Origin of the sequence: Rhodoferax sp., assembly GCF_014859475.1 — a bacterium.
In the GTDB taxonomy this organism is placed as follows: domain Bacteria; phylum Pseudomonadota; class Gammaproteobacteria; order Burkholderiales; family Burkholderiaceae_C; genus Rhodoferax.
Genome location: NZ_JACUUE010000014.1, coordinates 1 through 23,920, shown reverse-complemented (window position 1 = coordinate 23,920; position 23,920 = coordinate 1). Strand labels below are relative to the sequence as shown.

The window sequence follows — 23,920 nt, the reverse complement described above, 5'->3', positions numbered from 1 at the left end:
TAACAAGGGCGCATCACACGCTCCACTTTTTGATCAGGTGCTCCGGACGCAAGCTGTCGTAGCCTTCAAAGGGCTGGTGAATCCAGGGGTTGGTGGGCAAATACTCAACCGAGTAGTCGGGTGTGAATTTGGACAAGGACTTGGTCCAGATGACGGCGCTGCGCAGCTCGGTAATGGCTTTGTAATTGTTTCTGAGCTGATCAATCACGGCATGCATCGTGAGACCGGAATCCGCCAGGTCGTCCACCAACAAGACTTTGCCGGCAATCTCGCCCTTGGGGGTAGTGATGTAGTGCGCAATGTCAAGATTGCCCTGCTCGGTGCCCGCGCCAGCACGGTAGGAACTGGTGGACATGATGGCCAGCGGCTTGTCAAACACGCGCGACAAAATATCGCCCGGTCGCATGCCGCCGCGTGCCAGACACAAGATGGTGTCAAACTCCCAGTCTGACTGAAATATCTTGATGGCCAGTTTTTCGATCAAGCCGTGGTATTCGTCGTAACTCACGTACAGGTGCCTGCCGTCTTCGGTCAACATGGTTGCCCCTCAAATAGTTGTTGTTGGTGCAGATCGAATGAAAATCGAAAACTGGTTCAGGCTCAATCGGCCAAAAAGGGATGGCGCATCATGATGGTGTGGTTGCGGTCCGGGCTGGTCGAGATGATGTGCACCGGCACGCCGGTGACCTGCTCGATGCGCTGCAAGTACAGGCGCGCCGCCATCGGCAAATCGTCGTACTGCGTCACGCCCACGGTGCTGTCGCTCCAACCATCAAGGGTTTCGTAAATGGGCACGCAGCGGGCGATGTCGTCAGCGCCCATCGGCAAAATGTCGGTCAGTTCGCCGTCGAGCTGGTAACCGGTGCAGAGCTTGAGCTCCTTCAAGCCATCGAGCACGTCGAGCTTGGTGATGCACAAGCCGCTCAAGCCATTGACCTGGGCCGAGCGCTTGAGCAGGGCCGCATCGAACCAGCCGCAGCGGCGGCTGCGCCCGGTGGTCACGCCTTTTTCGGCGCCCACGGTGCTCATGTGCCAGCCGGGTGTGCCTTCTTCTTCCCAGGCCAGTTCGGTCGGGAACGGACCGCCGCCCACGCGGGTGCAATAGGCCTTGGTGATGCCCAAAATATAGTGCAGCAGGCCGGGGCCGACACCGGCGCCGGCGGCCGCATTGCCCGCCACGCAGTTGCTGGAGGTGACAAACGGATAGGTGCCGTGATCGACATCAAGCAGGGTACCTTGGGCACCCTCGAACAACAGGTTTTCGCCCTTCAAATGGGCGTCGTTGAGCTCGCGCGAGACGTCGGCCATCATCGGTTTGAGCAACTCGGCGTGGCGCATGGCCTCGTCATAGACCGCGTCAAAAAGCACTTCGCCGTCTTTCATGTAGGGCGCCAGCATGGGGCCGAAGTCGAACGCTTGCGAGCCCAAAAACGTGGTCAGCACATAGTTGTGCAGGTTCAGCAGCACGCGCAGCTTGGCGGCAAAACGCTCAGGGAACTTGAGGTCTTGCACGCGCAGCGCACGCCGGGCGATTTTGTCTTCGTAGGCCGGGCCGATGCCGCGCCCGGTGGTGCCAATTTTTTCGCTGCCGCCCTGCTCGCGCGCGGCTTCGCGCGCCACGTCGAGCGCCGCATGAAACGGCAGGATCAGCGGGCAGGCCTCGCTGATGCGCAGCCGCGAGCGCACCTCAACGCCGGCTTTTTCCAGGTTGCCGATTTCCTCGAACAGCTTGGCCGCCGACAACACCACGCCGTTGCCGATGTAGCACTTGACCCCTGGGCGCAGGATGCCACTGGGAATCAGGTGCAGCGCGGTTTTGACACCGTTAACCACAATGGTGTGGCCGGCATTGTGGCCGCCCTGGAAGCGCACCACGCCCTGCGCGCTTTCGGTCAACCAGTCAACCAGCTTGCCTTTGCCCTCGTCGCCCCATTGGGTGCCAACGACGACCACGTTACGTCCTTTGATAGCTGTCATTTTTATTTCGCTTTTCTGTTTCAATTCATCGCTTTAACAACCCATTGCCCGGCAGCTTCGATGAGCTCTCGGTCGCAATGGAACTCATCGACTTCGCTTTCGTGGCCCGGCAGCACACACACCACGATCTCGCCGCGTGCGCGCAGGGCGACTATGGTCGCATTCAGACTGGCGTCATCGCGCCAGGGCGCACGTATGGCGGCTTGCAAGGCACGCGGCGCCACCACCGCCACCAACGCTTTCAGGTCAAGGCTGAAGCCTGCCGCGGGCCGGTTGCGGCCAAACACGGCCCCCACTGCATCGTAGCGGCCACCGCGCACAAGGGCATCGCTGGCACCAGGTGCATAAATGGCAAAACGGGCGCCGGTGTAGTAGGCGTAGCCGCGCAAATCTGCCAGATCGAAGGTGACGCTGGCAGAGGGCAAGTGCTGCGCCAATTGTTTCAGACCCAGCAACGCTTCACGCACTGCAGGCAATGGTGGCAAGGCCTTTTCGGCTTCAGCCAACACGCGTTCATCGCCGTAGAGCTGCACCAGCGCCAGCAAGCCCTGGCGCACCGGGTCTGGCAAATCTCGGGCCAGCACATTGAGTTCGGCGCTGTCTTTGACCGCCAGCGCCGCGTGCAGGGCAGCCAGCTGACTGGCGTTCAGCGGCACATCGGCGAGCAGCGCCTTGACCAGTCGGGCATCAGCCAGGTCAATGCTGGGGAACTGCACCTGGGCGGCCTTGAGGCAGTCAAAGGCCAGTGTCAGGATTTCAATGTCGGCTTCCAGCCCGGCGTGACCGTAGATTTCGGCGCCAAATTGCAGCGGTTCGCGCGTGGCATGGGGTGCGCCCGAACGCGTGTGCAGCACCGGCCCGCAGTAGCACAGACGGGTAACGCCGGCGCGATTGAGCAGGTGGGCGTCGATGCGTGCCACTTGCGGCGTGCAGTCGGCGCGCAGGCCCATCATGCGACCGGAAAGCTGATCGACCAATTTGAAGGTTTGCAGGTCGAGCGCCTCGCCAGCACCAGTGAGCAGAGATTCGAGGTGTTCAAGCAAAGGCGGCATGACCAACTCGTAACCATAGCTACGGGCAGTGTCGAGCAAATCGCGGCGAAGTTCTTCGATGTGGCGAGCCTCGGAAGGCAAGACATCGGCAATGTGATCCGGCAGAACCCAAGCGGACATGTGAATTTTTTCAGGCTATTAAAAGCGTGATTTTACCGGGCAAAAATTCGGCAATCGGTCAGGCCAGCCACCAAATCAGCGCCACACCGAACAGCAGGCTGCACAAACCAAAAAATCGCAGCTGGCCATCGCTAAGTTTGAGAATCTGGACAAAGGTTTGGCGCCAGGTGCCGGGCGAAACAAAGGGCATGAAGCCCTCGATCACCAGCACCAGCGCCATGGCCAGCCAAAAGGTGGTGCTGTCCAATCCAGCCGCCGGATTTATTTTTTGGGGCTGGCGCTGACGCCGCCGCGCATGGACTTGAAAAATTCGGAGCTTGACGGGTCCAGCACCATGACGTCGTTTTTACTGGCGAACGACGCCTTGTAGGCATCGAGGCTGCGGTAGAACTGGGCAAACTGGGGGTCGCGGCCAAAGGCTTCGGCGTACAGGCGTGCTGCCTCAGCGTCGCCCTCGCCCTTGAACTTTTGCGCATCGCGGTAGGCATTGGCCACTGTGATTTCACGTTGCCGATCCGCATCGGCGCGGATTTTTTCGCCTTCGGCGAAACCGGTGGAACGCAACTCGTTGGCCACGCGCTTGCGTTCGGCTTCCATGCGGCGATAAACCGATTCGGTGATGGCATCCACATAATCGACCCGGGTGATGCGAACGTCGATCACATCAACGCCCCAGGGCTTGGCGCCGCGCACCTGGCTCAGTACCTCGGCCTTGACGTCTTCCATGACTTCTTCGCGCTTGGCAGACAACAGCTCTTTCACGGTGCGCTTGTTGACTTCTTCCTGGAAGGCATTGCGCACCACGCGGTTGAGCTGGCTGGCGCCGGCCGCCTCGGTGGTGCCGACGTTGCGGATGTACTCGGTCGGCTCGGAGATGCGCCAGCGCACATACCAATCGATCACGACGCGCTGCTTTTCAGCAGTCAGCACCGGCTCGTTGTCGGTGCTGTCGAGCGTGAGCAGACGCTTGTCGATGTAAGACACGTTTTGAAACGGCGGCGGCAATTTGAAATTAAGCCCCGGCTCGGTGATCACTTCCTTGATCTGGCCCAGCGCCAGCACCACGCCAAACTGGCGCTGATCGACCACGAAGAGCATCGAGCTGAGAATGGCCAGCACAAAAATAATGCTTGAAAAAATAAATCCTAAGCGGTTCATGCCTGGCTCCTAACGGGTTTCACGGGAACGGTCGCGCGTCGCATCGCGGGCACGCGCATCCGAAATGGCAGCAGCGGCATTGGCTGGACTGGGCGAGTTCGACAAGGGCACGCTAGAGGTGCCTTCAGGCGTTTGGGCGGTCACTTGCATGAGCTTGTCGAGCGGCAAATACAACAGGTTAGAGCCCTGTTTGGAATCAATCATGATTTTGGTCACGTTGCTGTAGATGCCCTGCATGGCATCGATGTACATGCGGTCACGCGTAACCTGGGGTGCCCTTTGGTACTCGGCCAGCACCGACTTGAAACGCTGCGAATCACCTTGCGCCTGCGCCACGATGCGCGCCTTGTAAGCATCGGCCTCTTCCTTCAGGCGCGAAGCCGCACCGACGGCACGCGGCACAACGTCATTGGCATAGGCCTGGGCTTCGTTTTTGGCGCGCTCGCGCTCCTGGCCGGCCTTGAGCACATCGTCAAAAGCCGCCTGCACCTGCTCGGGCGGACGCACGCCGCCTTGTTGCAGGTTGATGCCGACCACCTCGACACCCACTTTGTAGCGGTCCAGAATGGTTTGCATCATGGCGCGCACACGCGGCGCGATCTGGTCGCGCTCCTCTGAGAGCGCACTGTCCATCTTCATTTTGCCGACCACTTCGCGCACCGCCGTCTCGGCGGCCTGCACCACGGCATCAGTCGGGTTCTTGCTCTCGAACAAAAAGGCGCGCGCATCGTTGAGCCGGTATTGCACGGCGAACTTGATCTCGACAATGTTTTCGTCTTCGGTCAGCATGGCCGATTCACGCAAGCCGGTGGCCTTGATGACCACGTCGCGCCCGACATCGACCGAGCGGATTTGCGTAACAAAAACCAGCTCACTGCGCTGGATCGGGTACGGCAGGCGCCAGTTGAAACCAGCCCCTACGGTAGAGTGGTATTTGCCGAACTGGGTGATCACGGCCTGCTGACCTTCCTGCACGATGAAGAAGCCGGTACCAAGCCAGATCAACACCGCAACCGCGGCCACCAGGCCCATGCCGATGCCGGCACTTTTCATGTCGGGCTGAAAACTACCGCCTCCGCCCACGCCACCACCGCCGCCGCCACGAATGGGCGTGGCGCCGCGTCCGCCACCACCCTTGGCGTTGCCAAACAGACCACCGAGCTTGCGGTTGAAGTCACGCCACAACTCGTCGAGATCGGGCGGCCCCTGGTTGGCACCGCGCCTGGGCCCCTGCGGGGTCTGGTGCGGCGGCGTGTCGTCGTCGGGGGTCTGCTGCGGCGGCTCGTTGCCCTGCGCATCAGGTGCCTCGGACTTGTCGTCCGGGCGTCCCCAGCGCGGGTCATTCAGGTTGAACATGCCCCGCAGCCGGGACGGGAATAAAGCCTGGCTAAAAGTCGGTCGTTGAAGTTTCATCGGATCACTCAGTTTTGTTTTGATGCCATTGTGCCGAAACTGGCGTCAGCCTCATGACTTGCATGGAAATCTGGCGACGAAGGCTCCTGCGTATCGCCTCGAATTTTCTCTACCAGCAATTGACGCAGCAAGGGCAAGCCCTCACTGGTTTGCGCGCTCAAAAACACGCGTGGCGTGGCCACCCCCGCGAGATCGTACATGTCTTGCAGCACCGTGGGGCGCAGCTCGGGCGCGACCTGATCGAGCTTGTTGAAAATCAGTACTTGGGGAATGTCGGCGGCACCGATTTCGGCCAGAACGCGCTGCACCTCGGCGATTTGCTCGACGTGGCTCGGACCGGAAAAATCAACCACATGCAGCAGCAGGTCGGCATCCACGGCTTCCTGCAAGGTGGCCTGAAACGCATTGACCAGCCCGTGCGGCAGGTCGCGGATGAAACCGACCGTGTCCGACAAGGAAATGACGCGCCCGAGTTCGCCCAGGTACAACTGCCGGGTGGTGGTGTCGAGCGTGGCAAACAATTGGTCGGCGGCATAGACCCGTGCCTTGACCAGCGCATTGAAGAGCGTTGACTTGCCGGCGTTGGTGTAGCCCACCAGCGAGATGTTGAAGGCATCGCGGCGCGAGCGCTGGCGACGCTGGGTGGCGCGCTGGCGCTTGACCTTGACGAGGCGCTCCTTGATGCGCTTGATGTTGTCGCTGATCATGCGCCGGTCGAGCTCGATCTGCGACTCACCCGGCCCGCCGCGCATGCCGATGCCGCCACTTTGGCGCTCCAGGTGCGACCAGCGCCGCACCAGACGGGTGCTCAGGTACTGCAAGCGGGCCAGTTCGACCTGCAGCTTGCCTTCGTGGCTGCGCGCACGCTGGGCAAAAATTTGCAGGATCAACAGGGTGCGGTCATTGACCGGCAACTCCAGGTGACGCTCCAGGTTGCGCTGCTGCGCCGGACTAAGGCTTTGGTCGAAAAGGATTTCCTGCACGCCCAGTTGGCTGGCGAGCTGTTTGATTTCGTCCGCCTTGCCGCTGCCGATGAACAGGGCCGCATCTGGTGCCTTGCGCTTGCAGGTCAGACGCGCAACGGGTGTGAGCCCGGCGGTTTGCGCCAGCAGCCCCAGCTCTTCGAGTTCGGCATCAAAAAAGGGAAAGCCCAAATCGACCCCCACCAGCAAGGCGGGGGTGACGGAGCGCTCAGGCTGCTGCAGGCTGGTCACCCTCGGCTGCTACTGAGAAATTGACGGCGCGTCCGGGAACGATGGTCGAAATGGCGTGTTTGTAAACCATTTGCGTCACGGTGTTGCGCAACAGCACGACATACTGATCGAACGACTCGATTTGACCTTGCAGCTTGATGCCATTGACCAAATAAATTGACACGGGCACATGTTCCCGACGCAATGTGTTCAGAAAGGGATCTTGCAAGAGTTGGCCTTTGTTATTCACGATATTCTCCGTGTTGTGAATTTTAAGAAGGGGTGACGATACCACAGTGATATCCGCAATCGCGACGGCCGGCGGCTAAATCCTCAAGAAATTGACAGGCCGCAGAAACCAATGCCGATTACGCGACTTTGTCGGCAAAAGGATTGCTCGAGGTTTTGAACTCGATGCGCAGCGGCGTTCCCACCAGATCAAAGGCCTGGCGGAACCGCCCCTCGAGGAAACGCTTGTAGGCATCAGTCACGTGCTCGAGCGAATTGCCATGAATGACGATGACCGGCGGATTCATGCCACCCTGGTGCGCATAGCGCAGTTTGGGCCGGAACATACCGCCGCGCTTTGGGCTCTGGAATTGCACGGCCTCGAGCAGCAAGCGCGTCAGCACCGGGGTTGACATTTTGCAGTTCGCCGCCTTGTAGGCCTGCGCAATGGAAGCCCACAAAGGCCCCAGGCCCTGGCGCTTTTGCGCCGAGATGAAATGCAGATTGGCAAACTTCAGGAAAGGCAGGCGGGTCTCGATGGAGCGCTTGACCAGCTCGCGCTGGTAGTCGTCCACCGCATCCCATTTGTTGACCGCAAGCACCACGGCACGGCCGTTTTCCAGAATGTAGCCGGCAATGTGCGCGTCCTGGTCGGTCACGCCCTGGGTGGCATCAATGAGCAGCAGCACGACGTGGGCCGACTCGATGGCTTGCAGGGTTTTGACCACTGAAAACTTTTCGATGGCCTCGAACACTTTGCCGCGCCTGCGCAAACCTGCCGTGTCGATCAGTTCGAACTTTTGCCCGTTGCGCTCGAACGGCACCGAAATCGCATCGCGCGTGGTGCCGGGCAGGTCGAACGCCACCAGGCGTTCTTCGCCCAGCCAGACATTGATCAGCGTGGATTTGCCGACATTGGGCCGGCCAGCAATCGCCAGCTTGATGACACCGATTTGTTCTGCTTCTTCTGCCTCTTCTTCGGCGTGCTGAATCGTTTGCAAAGCCAGATCAAGGAGGGGGCGAACGCCCTGGTTATGCGCGGCAGATACCGCATGCACTTCACCCAGCCCCAGTTCATAAAACTCGACCAGTTGGCCGCTGGCCAGCAGGCCTTCGGCTTTGTTGGCAACCAGCAGGCAAGGCTTGCCCAGACGCCGCAGGTAATTGGCAATGTCGTGGTCCTGCGCCGAGACACCGGCGCGGGCATCGACCATAAAAATCACCACGTCGGCCTCGGCCACGGCCTGGCGCGTTTGCTTGGCCATTTCCTTGTAAATGCCGGCATCAGCATCGGGCTCGAAACCGCCGGTGTCGATCACGATGTACTCGTGTTTGCCCTGTTTGCCGTTGCCGTAGTGGCGGTCGCGCGTCAAACCGGCGTAATCTGCGACGATGGCATCGCGCGATTTGGTCAGGCGGTTGAACAGGGTCGATTTGCCGACGTTGGGGCGTCCGACCAATGCCAGGACCGGCTTCATGCCTTGGATTCCGTGAAAGTGTGCATGTTATTCGGGCCGAAAACCGTAAACACCGCCGTTGCGCGTGACCACCACCAAGGTGTCTGCGGCCACCACCGGCGTCACGGCAATGGCCGAGCCGTCGGTTGACAGACGGGTCAACGGGGTGCCGTCGGTGCGTGACAAGAAGTGCACCAGTCCGGTGGCATCGCCCACCACCACCGAGCGTCCCAGCACCAGCGGCGCGCTCAGCTTGCGGTAACGCAGTTGCTGCGCAGTCCAGACCGGTTCGCCGTTGCTGCGGCGCCAAGCCAGCAAAGTGCCATCACTTTCGACACCAACCACCTGGCTTGCGTCGCCGTGCAAACCCACGGTGCCAACCGCCGCGCGCTTCCAGATGACCGAACCACGCAGCGTATCGACACAAGCCACGGTGCTCTGGAAAGCGCGCGCGCACACCTCGTTGCCCTGACGGCTAACGCCGCCCACCAAGTCCACCAGGCGTTCAATATCATTGGTGCCGCGCGGCGTTGCCAGTGGCGCGTCCCAGACCACATTGCCATTAAGCGGGTTCATGCCGACCAGATGCCCGGCCAACCCGGCCACCAAGGTGTTGCCTATCGGCATCAGGATGCCAGCCTGGCGCAACACCAGCGCTTCGCCGGGGCGCTGCTGTTGCCAGAGCTTGCGCCCGCTGCGGGCGTCAAAGGCTGCCACGCCACGGTCGGCCGCCAGCACAAAGACGCGCTCGCCGGCCACCAGCGGGGCGGTGAAAACCTGCGCCGTCAAACGCGCGCGCCAAAGCACTTGGCCAGCCTCCAGCACCACCAGCTCATTGGCGCGCGTCACCACAGCGGCAAACAGGCCGTCGCTGCCCACCCCGGCAGAAATGGGAGCACCCACCTCGGCGCGCCAAATTGACGCGCCGCTGTGCGCATCAAACGACTGCACCACGCCATCCGCGCCGGCGAGCGTCACCGCAGAGCCGTCCACCTTGACCTGCAAGGGAAAATCAAGCGGTGCGATTTTGTTGTTCCAGACCGTGCGCACGCCAAGCAGCCCAGGGTTGGCGCCCAAATCGGCCGGCTTGAGCTGGTCCGGCCCACTGGCGCAAGCCGCCAGCGCTGCGACCAGCACGGCTGCCAGCAGAGAACGCCAAGAGGCGACAGAGAAATGATTTGCCATGATCAACTACTTTCCGGCCGCAGTGGCCACTTGCGCTGCGAGCTCAACGCCCAAGGCGTTGAGCTTGACCTCAACCAGACGACGGTAATCGGTGCGCGGGTCAAACAGGCGATAGGCCTTTTCGTATTCGGCGACCGCCTTGGCTTTGTCGCCCTGCAGGGCAAAGACATCGCCTTTGCGATCGGCCACCAGTGCTTCGAAACCGGGCGGATAAGCGCTGTTCAAAAGGCCCAGCGCTTCCTCATGATTCTTGCTTTCCATGGCGATGGCGGCCAGGCGTAACCGCGCCAGCGCCTGATAGCCCGCATCCGAAGACTTTTCGGCCACCCAAGTCAGCGCAGCCTTGGCGGCGTCGAGCTGGTTCAAATTGATGTACTGCCTGGCCACCAGCAAGCCCGACTGCTGCGCATAGGCGGTGCCGGCAAATTTGTCTTTCATATCGCCAAACACACGGTCAATGCGCGCTGCATCGCCCGCCTGCACAGCACGGTCAACCTCGTCAAACAAAGCGGCCGCCTGCTGGGCCTGGCTGCGTTGCCAGTAATTGTAAAAATTCCAGCTGGCAAAGGCTCCTAAAACGACGATGAGCGCCCAAGTGATGGCATTGCCGTACTGCTTCCAGAAATGTTTGATCTGGTCGAGTTGTTCTTGTTCTTCGAGGTCTAATTGTTTGGCCATGGGGGGTTCCGGTTAAGCGGCTGATTGTAGGGTGGCAGCCCAACTCGCCACGTCGGCCAGCGCATGCACTTGCTGAGCGGCGCTGGCATCGCGCAGGGGTTTGACCGTGACTTGGCCGGCCTGGATTTCATCGGGGCCAAAAATCAGGGCAAAGCGTGCGCCACTGGCATCGGCGCGTTTGAACTGGCTCTTCATGCTGCCCATGGCGGTGCCGCTGCCGGCATGCATCTGCACGCTGGTACCTGCCGCACGCAAGGCCTGCAAGGTGGACAAAACCAGTGGCAAGGCCGCGACATCGGTCACGATGGCGTAGGCATCCAGCGGCGGACTCACTTCGGGCAGGCCCGCGCCTTTGGCCAGGGCGAGCACGCGGTCAACGCCCAGCGCCCAGCCCACGGCGGGTGCCGGTTTGCCGCCCAACTGCTCAAACAGATAGTCGTAACGGCCGCCCGCGCACACCGTGCCCTGCGCGCCCAGGCGGTCGGTAACGAACTCGAAAACCGTCAGGTTGTAATAGTCCATGCCGCGCACCAGGCGCGGGTTGACGCTGTAAGCCACGCCATTGGCTTGCAGAATGTCGGTCAAGGCCTTGAAATGCGCCAGCGATTCAGCGCCCAAAAAGTCGAGCAGCTTGGGCGCGCTTTCAACCAGCGCCTGCATGTGCGGATTTTTGCTGTCGAGGATGCGCAACGGATTGCTGTAAAGACGACGTTTTGCGTCCTCATCGAGCTCCTCGGCGTGGTGTTCAAAGTGGGCGATGAGCGCCTTGCGGTGCTCCAGTCGCTCCTGCGGTTGTCCCAGGCTGTTGAGTTCCAGGCGCACGTCAGTGAGGCCGATTTCCTGCCACAGCGCCTGCGCCATCAGAATCAGTTCGGCATCGACCTCCGCGCCGGCAAAGCCCAGTGCCTCGGCGCCGATCTGGTCAAACTGACGGTAGCGGCCTTTTTGCGGACGCTCGTGGCGAAACATCGGCCCCATGTAATACAGGCGCTTGCCGCCGTCGTACAACAGGTTGTGCTCCAGCGCCGCGCGTACCACGCCGGCGGTGGCCTCGGGGCGCAGCGTCAGCGGGTCGCCATTGAGACGGTCCTCAAAACAGTACATTTCCTTTTCGACAATGTCGGTCACCTCGCCCAAGCCGCGAATGAACAGCGGCGTGCGCTCGACGATGGGCGTGCGGATGTTGCGGTAGGCGTAACGCGCCATCAGGGCGCGCACTTTGGCTTCGAGCCACTCAACAGCCGCCGAGTCGGGCGGCAACACGTCGTTCATGCCTTTGACGGCGGTGAGTTTTTCTATTTTTTGGGGGATGGTTTCAGTCATGGCCATTCAAATCAAAGCAGTTGGCACGCCAAAGCGCTTTTGCACGTAATCTTCCACAATTGCCTGGAACTCCTGGGCGATTGACTCGCCGCGCAGGGTCATGCGTTTTTCGCCGTCGATGAAGACCGGGGCGGCGGGAGCCTCGCCGGTGCCGGGCAGGCTGATGCCGATGTCGGCCTGCTTGCTTTCGCCAGGGCCGTTGACGATGCAACCCATCACCGCCACTTTCATTTTTTCAACGCCCGGGTACTGGCTGCGCCAAACCGGCATCTGGGCACGCAGAAAACCTTCAATTTGCTGGGTGAGCTCCTGGAACGTGGTGCTGGTGGTGCGGCCGCAGCCCGGGCAGGCAGTCACGCTGGGCACAAAGGAGCGCAGTTCCAGAGATTGCAAAATTTCGGAGGCAATCACCACCTCTTGCGTGCGCGATTCGCCCGGTTGCGGCGTGAGCGACACGCGGATGGTGTCGCCAATGCCTTCCTGCAACAGGATCGACAGGGCCGCGGCTGATGCCACCGCCCCTTTGGTGCCCATGCCGGCTTCGGTCAGGCCCAAGTGCAGGGCGTAGTTGCCGCGCCGGGCCAATTCGCGATAGACTGAAATCAGGTCCTGTACGCCGCTGACCTTGCACGACAAAATGATCTGGTTCGGCTCCAGCCCCAAGTCAACCGCCTGCTGCGCCGAGTCCAGCGCCGAGGTGATCAAGGCTTCGTACATCACCGGCTTGGCACCCCAGGGCGGGTTGCGCCGGCTGTTCTGGTCCATCAGGTCGGCCAGTAATTCTTGGTCCAGGCTGCCCCAGTTGACACCAATGCGCACCGCTTTGTTATAGCGTATCGCCGCTTCGATCATGATGCCAAACTGGCGGTCGTGCTTGTCGCCCTTGCCCACGTTGCCGGGGTTGATGCGGTACTTGGACAGCGCCTGCGCGCACTCGGGGTAATCGGTCAGCAAACGGTGGCCGTTGTAATGGAAATCGCCAATCAGAGGCACGTCGATGCCCATACGGTCGAGTTGCGCACGAATGGGCGCCACCGCTTGCGCGGCTTCGGGCGTGTTGACCGTCAGGCGCACCAACTCTGACCCGGCCAGCGCCAGTTCCTTGACCTGGATCGCGGTGCCGATCACGTCAGCGGTGTCAGTATTGGTCATGGACTGCACCCGCACCGGCGCATCGCCGCCCACGGTCACGGTGTGTTTGCCCCAGACAATCCGGGCTTGGCGTGAATTGCGCGGCGCCGCACTGGACATGGGAACGGGCTGGCTGTTTTGCATTACTTCACCTCGAATCGGGCCACGTTGGCTTTGCTCATCGACGTCACATCGAGCCGCTGACCGCGCACGCTTACTTCCACTTCGTCAGCACGCCCCAAGACCACCGACAAGGGCAAGGCCCCGCCAAGCTGAACCAATTCACCTGGCTCCATGATCTTGCGCAATTGCACGATGCCAGCGCCGTCGATGATCTCGACCCAGCATGCGCCACGGGCTTGCAAGGTCAAGATGGCCTGGGCCGCCGCTGAGGCAGCGCCGGGGTTTGCTTCGGGCTCTTGAACTACAGCGGCTTGATCTGGCGAGACTGGCGCAAGCGCAGTGGCATCGGCTGGCAGCTGCGCCGATGCCGTCAAGGCGGGAATCAGCGGCGTGGTGATTTGACTGGTCTGGGCTTCAGAGCTGCGCGCTATCTCCTCGGCCACAACATCAGGACGCTGGAGTTCGGGCCATAAGAGAATCGCAACGATCCCCAGCACCAGCAGACCAACAGCCAAACCCAGGGGACTGGTCAAGCGGCTTCCGAGCTGCTCTCCCAGGGTGAACCGACCTGTTTTGATGGGCGTGTTGAGGCCCGAAAGGCTGGTCTTGACGCGGCGAACTTCGCTTTGAGGCAGCGCCGCCATAACAGCCGTGGGGTCAATCTTGAGTACCCGACACATGCTGGCTGCCAACGCACGCGTAAAGACGACATCGAGCAGCTCATCGTAGCGGTCAGCTTCCAGGGCTTCGAGCTTGTGCACGGGAACTTTGAGCATGACCGCCAAAATGCCGACATGCAGACCCTGCGCCTCGCGCGCGACTTTTAACAAGGCCCCGGCTGTAGCGCCGCCAGCCACCGAATCGGCCGCAGGCTGAGACTGATCATTCTGGCTCGGCTCACTCATCAAAGGCACCTCGCCGGTAAGCGTCCGCTTGCCTGGACTGCGCAAAGCGCTTTTCTAACTGATTGGCCAACTGCAGCAGCGCGACCCGGTCGGCCATCCGGTTTTCCACCTTGATGCCGAGCCAAAGCGACTCGGCGTTGGCCCATTCGCTGTTGTTGATGCGTCGGATATAGAACTGGGCCCTGGCAAAATCGGCATTTTGAAACAGCAAATTGGCAAGGTTGTAGCCGGTGACAGGATTGGCCGCATCCAACTCATACGATTTGAGCAGGCTCTGTTCCGCTTCGCGCCGCTGCCCGGCCCTGATCTGGCAGAGCCCCTGGGCCATGTAGGTTTTGGCGCGTTCGCCGTAGGCGGGGTCTGACAATGCCCTGGAAAAATCAGCCAGGGCCTCGGGGTAGCGTGCCTGCTGGCACCGCAACCACCCCAGATTATGCAAAATATTGGCATCGCCGGGACGTATCGAGAGCGCTTTCATGAAGCTGTCCTGTGCCAGCGAAAACTCATTGAGACGCATGTAAATCAGCCCGCGCAAACTGTAGGCATCGGCAAACTCGGGATCGGCGGCCAGCGCCAACTTGACTTCATCGAGCGCAATGGTGGTTTTGCCTTGCCCAAGGTAGCCCACCGCCAATTCAACCCGGATGCGCGCTCTTTTCCTGTCGCTGGATTCGTCTGAATCCGTCACAAGATCCGCGCGGCTGTTGGCGCCCGGCCCGGAAGTACTGGCACAGCCCGTCAACAGAGACCCGCCAAACAAAGTCAAGGCCAATAGCAACACCCCCCAGCCGCGTTGGAGATCGGTCACTTTGGTGCTCATGCTGAAACTCCCGTGTCGGTGTTGGCCGAAACCTGCAATGCATGCGGCCGCAGAGTTCTGTTGCGCTCCATCCGCACCATCACCTTGGTGCGATCCTTGACATCGCCGGCCAACTGGCCGCAGGCCGCATCGATGTCGTCACCGCGGGTTTTGCGAACCGTGGTGGTGATGCCCGCGTCATTGAGGATTCTGGCAAAGGCCTGTACACGTTCGGGTTTGGAGCGCAACAAGCCGGAGGCCGGAAAGGGATTGAATGGGATCAAATTGAATTTGCACCAGGCTCCCGGATGGGCTTTGACCCGCTCAGCAAGCTGACGCGCGCAGGCATCGGTGTCGTTGACGCCATCGAGCATGCAGTATTCAAAGGTAATGAAATCGCGCGGCGCGAAAGCCAGGTAGCGATGGCACGCCGCAACCAGTTGCGCCAGCGGGTACTTCAGGTTCAGCGGCACCAAAGTGTCGCGCAGCGCATCGTTGGGCGCGTGCAGCGACACCGCCAGCGCCACCGGGCAGTCTTGCGCCAAACGGTCGATCATGGGCACGATGCCCGAGGTTGACACCGTCACCCGGCGCCTTGAGAGGCCGTAGCCATGGTCGTCGAGCATCACGCGCAAGGCGGGCACCAGTTCACCATAATTTTGCAGCGGCTCACCCATGCCCATCATGACCACATTGGAGATGACGCGTTCATCGCGCTGCAGGTGACGGCGCAAGAAATGCTCGGCAAACCAGAGCTGGGCCACGATTTCACCGGTCGTGAGGTTGCGGCTGAAGCCCTGGTGCCCGGTTGAACAAAACCGGCAACCAACGGCACAGCCAGCCTGGGACGAAATGCACAAAGTGCCACGGTCTTCTTCGGGGATGAACACGGTTTCAATGGCGTTGCCACCACCCACATCGAACAGCCATTTGATGGTGCCGTCCGATGAAATATGCTGCGAGACGACCGCCAGCGGCTCGATCCGGGCGCTGGTCTTGAGCTTTTCGCGCAAGGATTTGGCCAGATCGGTCATCTCGTCGAATTGACGCGCGCCCTTCTGGTGAATCCAGCGGAACAGTTGCACCGCGCGAAAGCGCTTTTCGCCCAACCGCTCGCAAAAGACGGTCAAGCCCTCAAGATCGAGATCGAGCAGGTTAACCGTCATGCCTGGTATTAACGCGAGTAAACGTTCATGCCGGCAAAGAAAAACGCGATCTCGACGGCGGCGGTTTCCGCAGCGTCGGAGCCATGCACGGCGTTGGCATCGATGCTGTCAGCGAAATCAGCGCGGATGGTGCCGGGTGCCGCTTTTTTCGGGTCGGTTGCACCCATCAGGTCACGGTGTTTCAACACGGCATTTTCGCCTTCGAGCACCTGGATCATGACCGGGCTGGAAACCATGAAATCGACCAGATCCTTGAAAAACGGACGGGCTTTGTGCACGGCGTAGAAAGCCTCGGCCTCGCCGCGAGACAGGTGAGCCATTTTGGCGGCGACAATTTTCAGGCCCGCGGCTTCAAATCGGGCGTAAATTTGGCCGATCACGTTTTTGGCGACGGCATCGGGCTTGATGATGGAAAGGGTACGTTCAATGGTCATGATTTTTCCTGATAAATGTTGTGATGGGTGATGATTTCGACGCGTTTGTCAAAACCTTGGATGTTAACCTGATCTGCCCGGATTTGCCCCGTGAACCAAGCCAAATCCACAGTTCAACGGCTTTTGCCGAGGCGCCTGCCGCCGGATGATCCGGAACCCGCGCCGCGCTTGCTGCCCTGCTCCTGTCTTTGCCGGTTGAAACTGTCGGCGCCGATATAGCCAAAACTGGTTTTCAACGGATCAGGCTGCGCGTTGCCAGCAGCAGCGCCAGCATTGGCACCGGGCTTGTTGTTGCGCCCGGCCTGGTTGCGCCCACCCGCCGGGCGGCGACCACGCAAGGGCGAACGCGGCACTCGCGCACGACTCTGACCTTCTTGCGCCTCAGACCGTAGCGCTTCAGCGGCGGCTGGCGCGGCTGCGTTTCTGGCTTTTTGCGTCAACGCATTGATGTCGGCCGCGTCAAGCTCCATCCAGGCACCGCGTTTGAGGCCGCGCGGCAACACCATGGCGCCGTAGCGGATGCGGATCAGACGGCTCACGGCATGGCCAACGGCCTCGAACATGCGCCGCACTTCGCGGTTGCGACCCTCGGAAATCGTGACCCGGTACCAGCAGTTGGCGCCCTCGCCACCGCCGGGTTCGATGGCACCGAAATTGGCCAGGCCGTCGTCGAGCTTGACACCATCGAGCAAGCGCTGTTTTTCTTCAGGATTCAAGGCGCCCAGCACCCGCACCGCGTATTCGCGCTCCAGACCAAAGCGCGGATGCATCAGGTTGTTGGCCAGTTCACCGGAACTGGTGAACAGCAGCAAGCCCTCGGTGTTCAGGTCCAGCCGGCCCACGGCCTGCCACTTGCCCTGGAACAGCTTGGGCAGCTTGCGAAAAACGGTGGGTCGGTTTTGCGGATCGTCGTTGGACACCACTTCGCCTGCCGGCTTGTGATAGGCGATGACGCGCGCTGGCGGTGGCTCGATCCTGAAACGAATCGGTTTGCCGTTGACCTTGACGTGGTCGCCAAATTGAACCCGCTGGCCAATGTGCGCCGGTTCGTTGTTGACGGTGATGCGGCCCTCCATGATCAACTGCTCCATCTCCAGCCGCGAGCCCATGCCGGCCTGTGCCAAAACCTTGTGCAGTTTGGGCGACTCCGGCTGCGGCGCCAGCACCCTTTTGAGCGGGGCTGAGACCTGTGTGTCTTCGGCATCAAACTGACCCGAGACGACATCTTCGAACCGGATCGCCAGGGACGCCTGGCTATCTGCTTGTTCTTGCTTCATGTTGATTCCTTTGACTCCATGTTCGATACCGCTATTTCCACTTCAACAGAAACTGCAGTTTCAGACCAATTTAACTCAGGGGTCGAAGCCATCGCCCGGTCCAGGCCATCCATGGCGGTAACCGAGTCGCCCAGCAAGGGCAGCTGGTCCAGCGAGGCCAGCCCCAGATCGTCCAGAAATTGCCGCGTGGTGGCCAACAGCGCTGGCCGCCCGACGGTATCGCGATGCCCGATCGCCTCGATCCAGCCCCGGTCTTCGAGTTGCTTGATCGTCAGCGAATTCACGGTCACGCCGCGAATGTCCTCGATATCGCCCCGGGTGACAGGCTGACGGTAGGCAATGATGGCCAGCGTCTCCAGCGTGGCACGGGCATAGCGCGGCGGTTTCTCCGGATACAGGCGATCCAGGTAAGGCCGCATTTCGGCACGGCTCTGGAACCGCCAGCCGCTCGCCAGTTGCACCAGTTCCACCCCGCGCTGCGACCAGTCCTGCTGCAAGTCGTTCAACAACAGACGCACGTCGGACAAGCTGAGCTCCTGCCCGAAAAGCAACTGCATGTCATGCATCGACATGGGCTGTTGGGCGCACATCAAGGCAGCCTCAAGAATGCACTTGGCATCCAAAGTTTTCATGGTGTCGCAACAGTGAAAAGGGATGCCGAAACAGACATCAAAACAAAGAGTGGAAGGGGCGTGACAAACCGACAAAGTGTTCGGTGACGCATCTGTTGCGCAGTGGCACAACAAATCAAAAGATGGCTTGATTGTACGTGAGCCCCAGCGTCGTGAGCGCTTGTGAAAAATCGGCGGGCAACTCGGCAGAAAAGGACATTGGTTCGTGGCTGACCGGGTGCTCAAAAGCAAGCCGATAGGCGTGCAAGGCCTGCCTTTGAATGCCAAGCGCCATCGAGCCGCCATAAAGCGCATCGCCTGCCAGCGGATGCATCAATTTGGCCATGTGGACCCTGATTTGGTGGGTTCTTCCGGTGTGCAGGGTGCATTGCACCAGACAGGCCTGGGCCGCATTGGCGCGCAATTCGAAGTCGGTCCTGGCCGGTTTTCCCGGATGAATCGACAGATCGACGGCCGCCATGCGCAGCCGGTTGGCCGGGTCGCGACCAATGGCCGCATCGACCATGCAACGGGTGGCACCGGACCACGGCCCCTGGCCGATGGCCAGGTACTGACGCTTGACCTCGCGTGCGGCAATGGCACGCACCAGCGCATCCATCACGCCGCGGGTGCGCGCCACCACCATCAGGCCGCTGGTGTCTTTGTCAAGACGATGGACGATGCCGGCCCGCGGCAAATCGAAAGCTTTGGCGTCATAAGCCAGCAGCCCGTTCATCAGGGTGCCCGCCCAGTTGCCGGGGGCGGGATGCACCACCAGCCCGGCGGGTTTGTTGATGACCAGCAAATGCGCATCGACATAAACCACGTCAAGCGCCATGGCTTCTGCCTTGAAGGCCTGGCTTTGCGGCGTTGGCCGCAGTTCGATCATGCCGCCATCCGAGGCTCTGACCTTGTGGGCAGCCTTGTTCTGCACCTGGCCATTGAGGCTGACACCGCCCAGGTCGATCAATTGCTGCAAGTAATTGCGGGAAAATTCAGGCACCAGGTCAACCAGGGCCCGGTCTAATCGCATACCATGGTGCTCAGCGGTGAAAACCAGCGTGCGTTGCTCAACTTCCGGCTCGACCTGCCCGCCCCCTTCCAGCTCATCCAGGCAGAGGGTGCCCGATATAATTAACTCTGTTTTTTTCAAGAAAGTCTTTCGCTATGTCTCTTGCCAAATTATCTGCCGTTTGTGCCTGGATGTTGGCTGGCAGCGTCGTTTTGCTGAGCGCTTGCTCGAGCACCCCGACGGACCCAACCGCCGAGTGGAGCCCCAACAAAATTTATGCAGAGGCCAAGGACGAAATGAGCAGCGGGGCTTATGACAAAGCCGTCGTGCTGCTGGAAAAACTCGAGGGGCGCGCTGCCGGCACGCCTTTGGCACAACAAGCGCAACTCGACAAGGCCTATGCCCATTACAAGGCCGGCGAGCCTGTGCTGGCCATCGCCGCGCTCGACCGTTTCATCAAATTGCATCCTTCCAGCCCAGCCCTTGATTACGCCTTGTACCTCAAGGGGGTCGTTAATTTCAACGATGATCTGGGGCTTTTTTCGGGCCTGACCCGGCAGGATCTGGCAGAGCGCGATCAAAAAGCTGCCAAGGACTCGTTCGAGTCGTTCAAGGAACTTGTCAGCCGCTTTCCCGATTCGCGCTACACCCCCGAGGCGAGCCAGCGCATGAACTACATCGTGAACTCGCTGGCGCAATCTGAAGTGTATGTGGCGCGCTACTATTATGAGCGAGGCGCTTATCTGGCGGCGATCAACCGTGCTCAGACCGCCATTGTTGACTACCAGGGTGTCCCAGCGCTCGAAGAGGCCCTGTTCATCATGGTCAAGTCTTACGATGCCCTGGGCATGACTGCCTTGCGCAACGACACACAGCGCGTGCTGGAAAAGAATTACCCGCATACCCCATATCTGGTGCAAGGCTTCAAATCCGGCAATGACCCATGGTGGAAGTTCTGGTAAGCGCATGAACGCCCCAGCTTACCGGCTTACCGCTTCGACCGGCATCCACAAGGGCGATCGCGACTACCAGCAAGACCAGGTGGTTTTGCTCAGCCACCCCAGAGCCAAAGGTTGCTTGCTGGCGGTTTTGGCTGATGGTATGGGCGGGCGCAGTGGTGGACGCAAGGCCGCAGACCAGGTCATGCTGACAGCGCGTCAACTTTTTGAACGCTATGACCCGGCCACCGATGACCCCAAAGCCACGCTGGAGCAATTGCTCAGCGAGGCCCATACAGTGATCAAATTGATCGCCATTTCAGCAGAAGAAGAGCCCCACAGCACGGCTGCCGCTTTTTTGCTTAACCCGGCAGGCGACTGCCACTGGGTCCATGCCGGTGATTCGCGCATCTACCTGTTTCACGGAAAAGACCTGGTCCAGCGCACGCGGGACCACTCCTATGTCCAAATGCTGGTGGACTGCGGCGAACTCACCGAAGAAATGGCCCAAAGCCATCCCAAGTCGAATATTTTGACGGGTTGTCTGGGCTTGGCCAGCGATCTGTCCATGACGTTTCATCACATCCCAAAGGTGTCTGTGGGCGATACCCTGATGGCATGCAGCGACGGTGTCTGGCACTATTTCAGCGATGAAGAATTGGGCAATGTGCTGGATTCGCTCGCGCCCCGGGAAGCCACCGAATTCCTGATAGAAAAAGCCAGGGCCCGAGCGCACGGCGGTGGCGACAACATGTCGCTGGCGATTGTCAAATTTGAGCCCGCCAACACCTGAACCCAAATCACCTCAGGACTCAGGTCAGACAGGTATCCACATCACGGCGGCTCAAGGCCAAGAATTCGGCTGACTGCATCTCCTGGAGTCGTGACACGGTGCGCATGAATTCGTTGCTCATCAAGCCTTCGGTATAGAGTTCATCCGCCGGGACGTCTGCCGACATGATCAGTTTGACGCGCCGGTCGTACAAGACATCAATGAGCCAGGTAAAGCGCCGCGCCTCGGAAGACATGCGGGGCTGCATCTGCGGCACATCGCTGAGCAACACGGTATGGAACTGACTGGCAATTTCAAGGTAGTCGTTTTGTGAGCGCGGACCGCCGCACAGGGTCTTGAAATCAAACCAGACCAGACCGCCCGCCTTGCGTCGCGCATAAATCTTGCGTGCTTCGATCTGCAACACAGGGTCCTCGTCCTGGGATTCGGACAGGCGCTCAAAGGCATCGCGCATTTTTGCCTCTGCCGCAGCGCCCAGTGGCGCGTGATAAAGCGCAAGCTGGGACATGGTCTGGCCCCGGTAGTCGGTGCCGTTATCGACGTCGATCACGTTCAGACGCGCATTGAGCAGGGCAATGGCCGGCAAAATGCGGTCGCGGTGCAGGCCATTGGGATACAAGTCATCCGGCTTGAAGTTGGAGGTGGTGACAAAGCCCACGCCTTGCGCGAAAAGGGCCGTCAGCAAGCGGTGCAGAATCATGGCATCGGTGACATCCGACACATGGAACTCATCAAAGCAGATCAGGCGGAATTTTTCGGCCATGCGCTTGGCCAGCAGATTGAGCGGATTCACCGTGCCCTGCATGTTGGCCAGTTCCCGGTGCACCTCTCGCATGAATTCGTGAAAATGCAGCCGGGTCTTGCGTTTGAGTGGAACGGCGTTGTAGAAGCAATCCATCAAAAAGCTCTTGCCGCGCCCCACGCCGCCGTACATGTAAATACCACGCGGAATGGGCGGATGGTTGATCAGTTTTTTAAGTGCGTTGGAGCGCTGCACCCGGTACTTGCCCCATTCGCGCGAACAGGTTTCAAGCACCTGCACAGCGCGCAACTGCGCCGGGTCTGAGGTATAGCCGCGCGCCAGCAACTCGGCTTGGTATATCTTTTTGACTGTCACGTGGGACCGATCGCAGAAAAAATGGCTGCCCGAACTTGCGTGTCAAGCCCGGGCAGTCATCGCCATGCCGAATCAGAAGTTCAGGGTTCGCTTGTCAACCGCCAGCGCCGCTTCCTTGGTGGACTCGCTCAGCGTCGGGTGGGCATGGCAAACGCGCGCAATGTCTTCGCTGCTGGCGCGAAACGCCATGGCCAAAACGCATTCGGCAATCAGCTCGCTGGCCATGGGCCCAACGATGTGCACGCCCAGAATTTCGTCGCTGGTCGCGTCGGCCAGCATCTTCACCATGCCGGTGGTGTCGCCCAGCGCGCGCGCGCGGCCGTTGGCCAGGAACGGGAACGTGCCCGCCTTATAAGCCACGCCGTCTTTTTTGAGCTGCTGCTCGGTACGGCCGACCCAGGCAATCTCGGGGCTGGTGTAAATGACCCAGGGGATGGTGTTGAAATCGACATGGCCGTGCTGACCGGCAATGCGCTCAGCCACCGCCACGCCCTCTTCCTCGGCCTTGTGCGCCAGCATCGGGCCGCGCACCACGTCGCCCACCGCCCAAACGCCTGGCAGGTTGGTCTTGCAGTCGCCATCGACCACAATCGCACCGCGCTCGTCGAGCTGCAAGCCGACCGCTTCGGCATTCAAACCGATGGTGTTGGGCACCCGGCCAATCGACACAATCAACTTATCGACATCAAGCGTTTGCGCTTCACCCTTGGCGTTGGTCCATGCCACGCTCACGCCTTTTTTTCCGACCTTGATGTCGCCGACCTTGACACCGAGTTCGATCTTGAGGCCCTGCTTGACAAAGGCCTTGTGCGCTTCCTTGGCGATCTGCTGGTCCACCGCGCCCAGAAAATCTGGCAAACCTTCCAGAATGGTGACTTCGGAACCCAGGCGACGCCAGACTGAGCCCATCTCCAGGCCGATCACGCCCGAGCCAATCAAGCCCAGTTTCTTGGGCACCTCGGTCAGCGCCAGCGCGCCTTCGTTGGACAGCACCATGGACTCGTCAAACGCCGCGCCCGGCAGCGCGCGCGCATTGGAGCCGGTGGCCACAATGATTTGCTGCCCCACCAGGGTTTCTTCAGCGGTACCGGCCACCTTGATCTCGTAACCACCGTCCACGGCTTTGGCAAACGAGGCGCGACCATGGAAGAAGCTGACCTTGTTTTTCTTGAACAGGTACAGGATGCCGTCGTTGTTTTGCTTGACCACGGCATCCTTGCGCGCCACCATTTTGGCGGCATCCATGCTCAGGCCCTTGACCGCGATGCCATGGTCGGCAAAGTGGTGACTTGCCTGTTCGAAATGCTCGCTCGACTGCAGCAGCGCCTTGCTTGGAATGCAGCCCACATTGGTGCAGGTGCCACCCGGTGCCGGGCCGCCCTTGGCATTCTTCCACTCATCGACACAGGCCACGTTTTTGCCCAACTGGGCAGCGCGAATGGCGGCAATGTAGCCACCGGGGCCGCCACCAATCACGATCACATCAAATTGTTTGCTCATAGGAAATCCTGAAAATACTTAAAAAAAACCACCAACCACAAGAATCTTTCTTGCAGCGACTCAGGTGGGTCGGATCAGGGCGAATGCACATCGTCATTGCAAACGCACATCATCATTGCGAACGAAGTGAAGCAATCCATGAATCCAAAAGACATGGACTGCCGCGTCGCTGACGCTCCTCGCAGTGACGATCTTCTTTCACGGTTTGTGAGTAGATCCGGGTTCTTGCGGCTTAAATATCAAACAACAAGCGCGCCGGATCTTCCAGCGCTTCTTTCATCGCCACCAGGCCCAGCACGGCTTCGCGGCCGTCGATGATGCGGTGGTCGT

Annotated in this window: 24 protein-coding genes; 2 read left to right on the top strand and 22 right to left on the bottom strand. The window is 60.3% G+C overall.

Translation table 11 applies throughout. The features are described 5' to 3' along the window. Nucleotides 1-13 precede the first annotated feature (13 nt). The 20 genes from IBX54_RS02595 to IBX54_RS02500 all read right to left on the bottom strand — a co-directional run bounded on the left by IBX54_RS02595 (nucleotide 14) and on the right by IBX54_RS02500 (nucleotide 19,335). Nucleotides 14-538 (bottom strand): phosphoribosyltransferase, encoded by a 525-nt coding sequence (locus IBX54_RS02595; RefSeq protein WP_296541095.1) that lies wholly within the window; start codon nucleotides 536-538, stop codon nucleotides 14-16. Nucleotides 539-600: 62 nt separating this feature from the next. Beyond that, nucleotides 601-1,977 (bottom strand): adenylosuccinate synthase, encoded by a 1,377-nt coding sequence (locus IBX54_RS02590; RefSeq protein WP_296541094.1) that lies wholly within the window; start codon nucleotides 1,975-1,977, stop codon nucleotides 601-603. Between the two features lie 20 nt (nucleotides 1,978-1,997). Next, on the bottom strand, nucleotides 1,998-3,149 hold the full coding sequence (locus IBX54_RS02585; protein ID WP_296541093.1) for an ATP phosphoribosyltransferase regulatory subunit: 1,152 nt from the start codon (nucleotides 3,147-3,149) through the stop codon (nucleotides 1,998-2,000). A gap of 58 nt (nucleotides 3,150-3,207) precedes the next feature. Continuing rightward, nucleotides 3,208-3,396 carry a DUF2065 domain-containing protein gene (locus tag IBX54_RS02580; protein ID WP_296541092.1) on the bottom strand — a complete coding sequence of 63 codons (189 nt, stop codon included), beginning with the start codon at nucleotides 3,394-3,396 and terminating at the stop codon, nucleotides 3,208-3,210. A 14-nt stretch (nucleotides 3,397-3,410) separates the two neighbouring features. Further along, entirely contained in the window at nucleotides 3,411-4,307 is an 897-nt protein-coding gene (gene hflC, locus IBX54_RS02575; protein WP_296541091.1) for a protease modulator HflC, read from the bottom strand. Between the two features lie 9 nt (nucleotides 4,308-4,316). Further along, nucleotides 4,317-5,720, bottom strand: a complete 1,404-nt coding sequence (gene hflK / locus IBX54_RS02570; RefSeq protein ID WP_296541090.1) for an FtsH protease activity modulator HflK — start codon at nucleotides 5,718-5,720, stop codon at nucleotides 4,317-4,319. An 8-nt stretch (nucleotides 5,721-5,728) separates the two neighbouring features. Then, entirely contained in the window at nucleotides 5,729-6,934 is a 1,206-nt protein-coding gene (hflX, locus tag IBX54_RS02565; RefSeq protein WP_296541089.1) for a GTPase HflX, read from the bottom strand. Next, nucleotides 6,912-7,163, bottom strand: a complete 252-nt coding sequence (hfq, locus tag IBX54_RS02560) for an RNA chaperone Hfq (protein WP_296541088.1) — start codon at nucleotides 7,161-7,163, stop codon at nucleotides 6,912-6,914. The genes hflX and hfq overlap by 23 nt, the downstream gene beginning before the upstream one ends. A 118-nt stretch (nucleotides 7,164-7,281) precedes the next feature. Continuing rightward, nucleotides 7,282-8,619: a ribosome biogenesis GTPase Der gene (gene der / locus IBX54_RS02555; protein WP_296541087.1), complete on the bottom strand. Its 1,338-nt coding sequence runs from the start codon at nucleotides 8,617-8,619 to the stop codon at nucleotides 7,282-7,284. A 27-nt stretch (nucleotides 8,620-8,646) separates the two neighbouring features. After that, entirely contained in the window at nucleotides 8,647-9,789 is a 1,143-nt protein-coding gene (gene bamB, locus IBX54_RS02550) for an outer membrane protein assembly factor BamB (RefSeq protein ID WP_296541086.1), read from the bottom strand. Beyond that, nucleotides 9,790-10,461 (bottom strand): tetratricopeptide repeat protein, encoded by a 672-nt coding sequence (locus tag IBX54_RS02545; RefSeq protein ID WP_296541085.1) that lies wholly within the window; start codon nucleotides 10,459-10,461, stop codon nucleotides 9,790-9,792. A gap of 12 nt (nucleotides 10,462-10,473) precedes the next feature. Beyond that, the gene (gene hisS, locus IBX54_RS02540; protein ID WP_296541104.1) at nucleotides 10,474-11,760 is read right to left on the bottom strand and encodes a histidine--tRNA ligase; all 1,287 of its coding nucleotides are present in this window, start codon (nucleotides 11,758-11,760) and stop codon (nucleotides 10,474-10,476) included. A gap of 30 nt (nucleotides 11,761-11,790) precedes the next feature. Then, the gene (ispG, locus tag IBX54_RS02535; protein WP_296541103.1) at nucleotides 11,791-13,035 is read right to left on the bottom strand and encodes a flavodoxin-dependent (E)-4-hydroxy-3-methylbut-2-enyl-diphosphate synthase; all 1,245 of its coding nucleotides are present in this window, start codon (nucleotides 13,033-13,035) and stop codon (nucleotides 11,791-11,793) included. Nucleotides 13,036-13,058: 23 nt separating this feature from the next. After that, nucleotides 13,059-13,943 (bottom strand): helix-turn-helix domain-containing protein, encoded by an 885-nt coding sequence (locus tag IBX54_RS02530; protein WP_296541084.1) that lies wholly within the window; start codon nucleotides 13,941-13,943, stop codon nucleotides 13,059-13,061. Beyond that, complete coding sequence (pilW, locus tag IBX54_RS02525) at nucleotides 13,936-14,763, bottom strand: type IV pilus biogenesis/stability protein PilW (protein WP_296541083.1); 828 nt, start codon at nucleotides 14,761-14,763, stop codon at nucleotides 13,936-13,938. The genes IBX54_RS02530 and pilW overlap by 8 nt, the downstream gene beginning before the upstream one ends. After that, nucleotides 14,760-15,908 (bottom strand): 23S rRNA (adenine(2503)-C(2))-methyltransferase RlmN, encoded by a 1,149-nt coding sequence (gene rlmN / locus IBX54_RS02520; RefSeq protein ID WP_296541082.1) that lies wholly within the window; start codon nucleotides 15,906-15,908, stop codon nucleotides 14,760-14,762. Before rlmN ends, pilW begins: the two co-directional genes overlap by 4 nt. Before the next feature lie 8 nt (nucleotides 15,909-15,916). Then, a complete protein-coding gene (ndk, locus tag IBX54_RS02515) occupies nucleotides 15,917-16,342 on the bottom strand; it encodes a nucleoside-diphosphate kinase (protein ID WP_296541081.1) in 426 nt (141 codons plus the stop codon). A 113-nt stretch (nucleotides 16,343-16,455) separates the two neighbouring features. Then, nucleotides 16,456-17,619 carry a pseudouridine synthase gene (locus IBX54_RS02510; protein ID WP_296541080.1) on the bottom strand — a complete coding sequence of 388 codons (1,164 nt, stop codon included), beginning with the start codon at nucleotides 17,617-17,619 and terminating at the stop codon, nucleotides 16,456-16,458. After that, nucleotides 17,616-18,251, bottom strand: a complete 636-nt coding sequence (gene scpB, locus IBX54_RS02505; protein WP_296541079.1) for an SMC-Scp complex subunit ScpB — start codon at nucleotides 18,249-18,251, stop codon at nucleotides 17,616-17,618. The genes IBX54_RS02510 and scpB overlap by 4 nt, the downstream gene beginning before the upstream one ends. A gap of 115 nt (nucleotides 18,252-18,366) precedes the next feature. After that, on the bottom strand, nucleotides 18,367-19,335 hold the full coding sequence (locus IBX54_RS02500; RefSeq protein ID WP_296541102.1) for an RluA family pseudouridine synthase: 969 nt from the start codon (nucleotides 19,333-19,335) through the stop codon (nucleotides 18,367-18,369). A 62-nt stretch (nucleotides 19,336-19,397) separates the two neighbouring features. Between IBX54_RS02500 and IBX54_RS02495 the strand changes: the two genes are divergently transcribed. Next, nucleotides 19,398-20,204: an outer membrane protein assembly factor BamD gene (locus IBX54_RS02495; RefSeq protein WP_296541078.1), complete on the top strand. Its 807-nt coding sequence runs from the start codon at nucleotides 19,398-19,400 to the stop codon at nucleotides 20,202-20,204. Nucleotides 20,205-20,208: 4 nt separating this feature from the next. Then, nucleotides 20,209-20,973 (top strand): protein phosphatase 2C domain-containing protein, encoded by a 765-nt coding sequence (locus tag IBX54_RS02490; protein WP_296541077.1) that lies wholly within the window; start codon nucleotides 20,209-20,211, stop codon nucleotides 20,971-20,973. 19 nt (nucleotides 20,974-20,992) lie between these two features. On the opposite strand, the gene zapE is transcribed toward IBX54_RS02490, so the two are convergent. Together zapE and lpdA are read right to left on the bottom strand one after the other, a co-directional pair. Further along, complete coding sequence (gene zapE, locus IBX54_RS02485) at nucleotides 20,993-22,090, bottom strand: cell division protein ZapE (RefSeq protein WP_296541076.1); 1,098 nt, start codon at nucleotides 22,088-22,090, stop codon at nucleotides 20,993-20,995. Between the two features lie 72 nt (nucleotides 22,091-22,162). Continuing rightward, nucleotides 22,163-23,590 carry a dihydrolipoyl dehydrogenase gene (lpdA, locus tag IBX54_RS02480; protein WP_296541075.1) on the bottom strand — a complete coding sequence of 476 codons (1,428 nt, stop codon included), beginning with the start codon at nucleotides 23,588-23,590 and terminating at the stop codon, nucleotides 22,163-22,165. Nucleotides 23,591-23,920 lie beyond the last annotated feature (330 nt).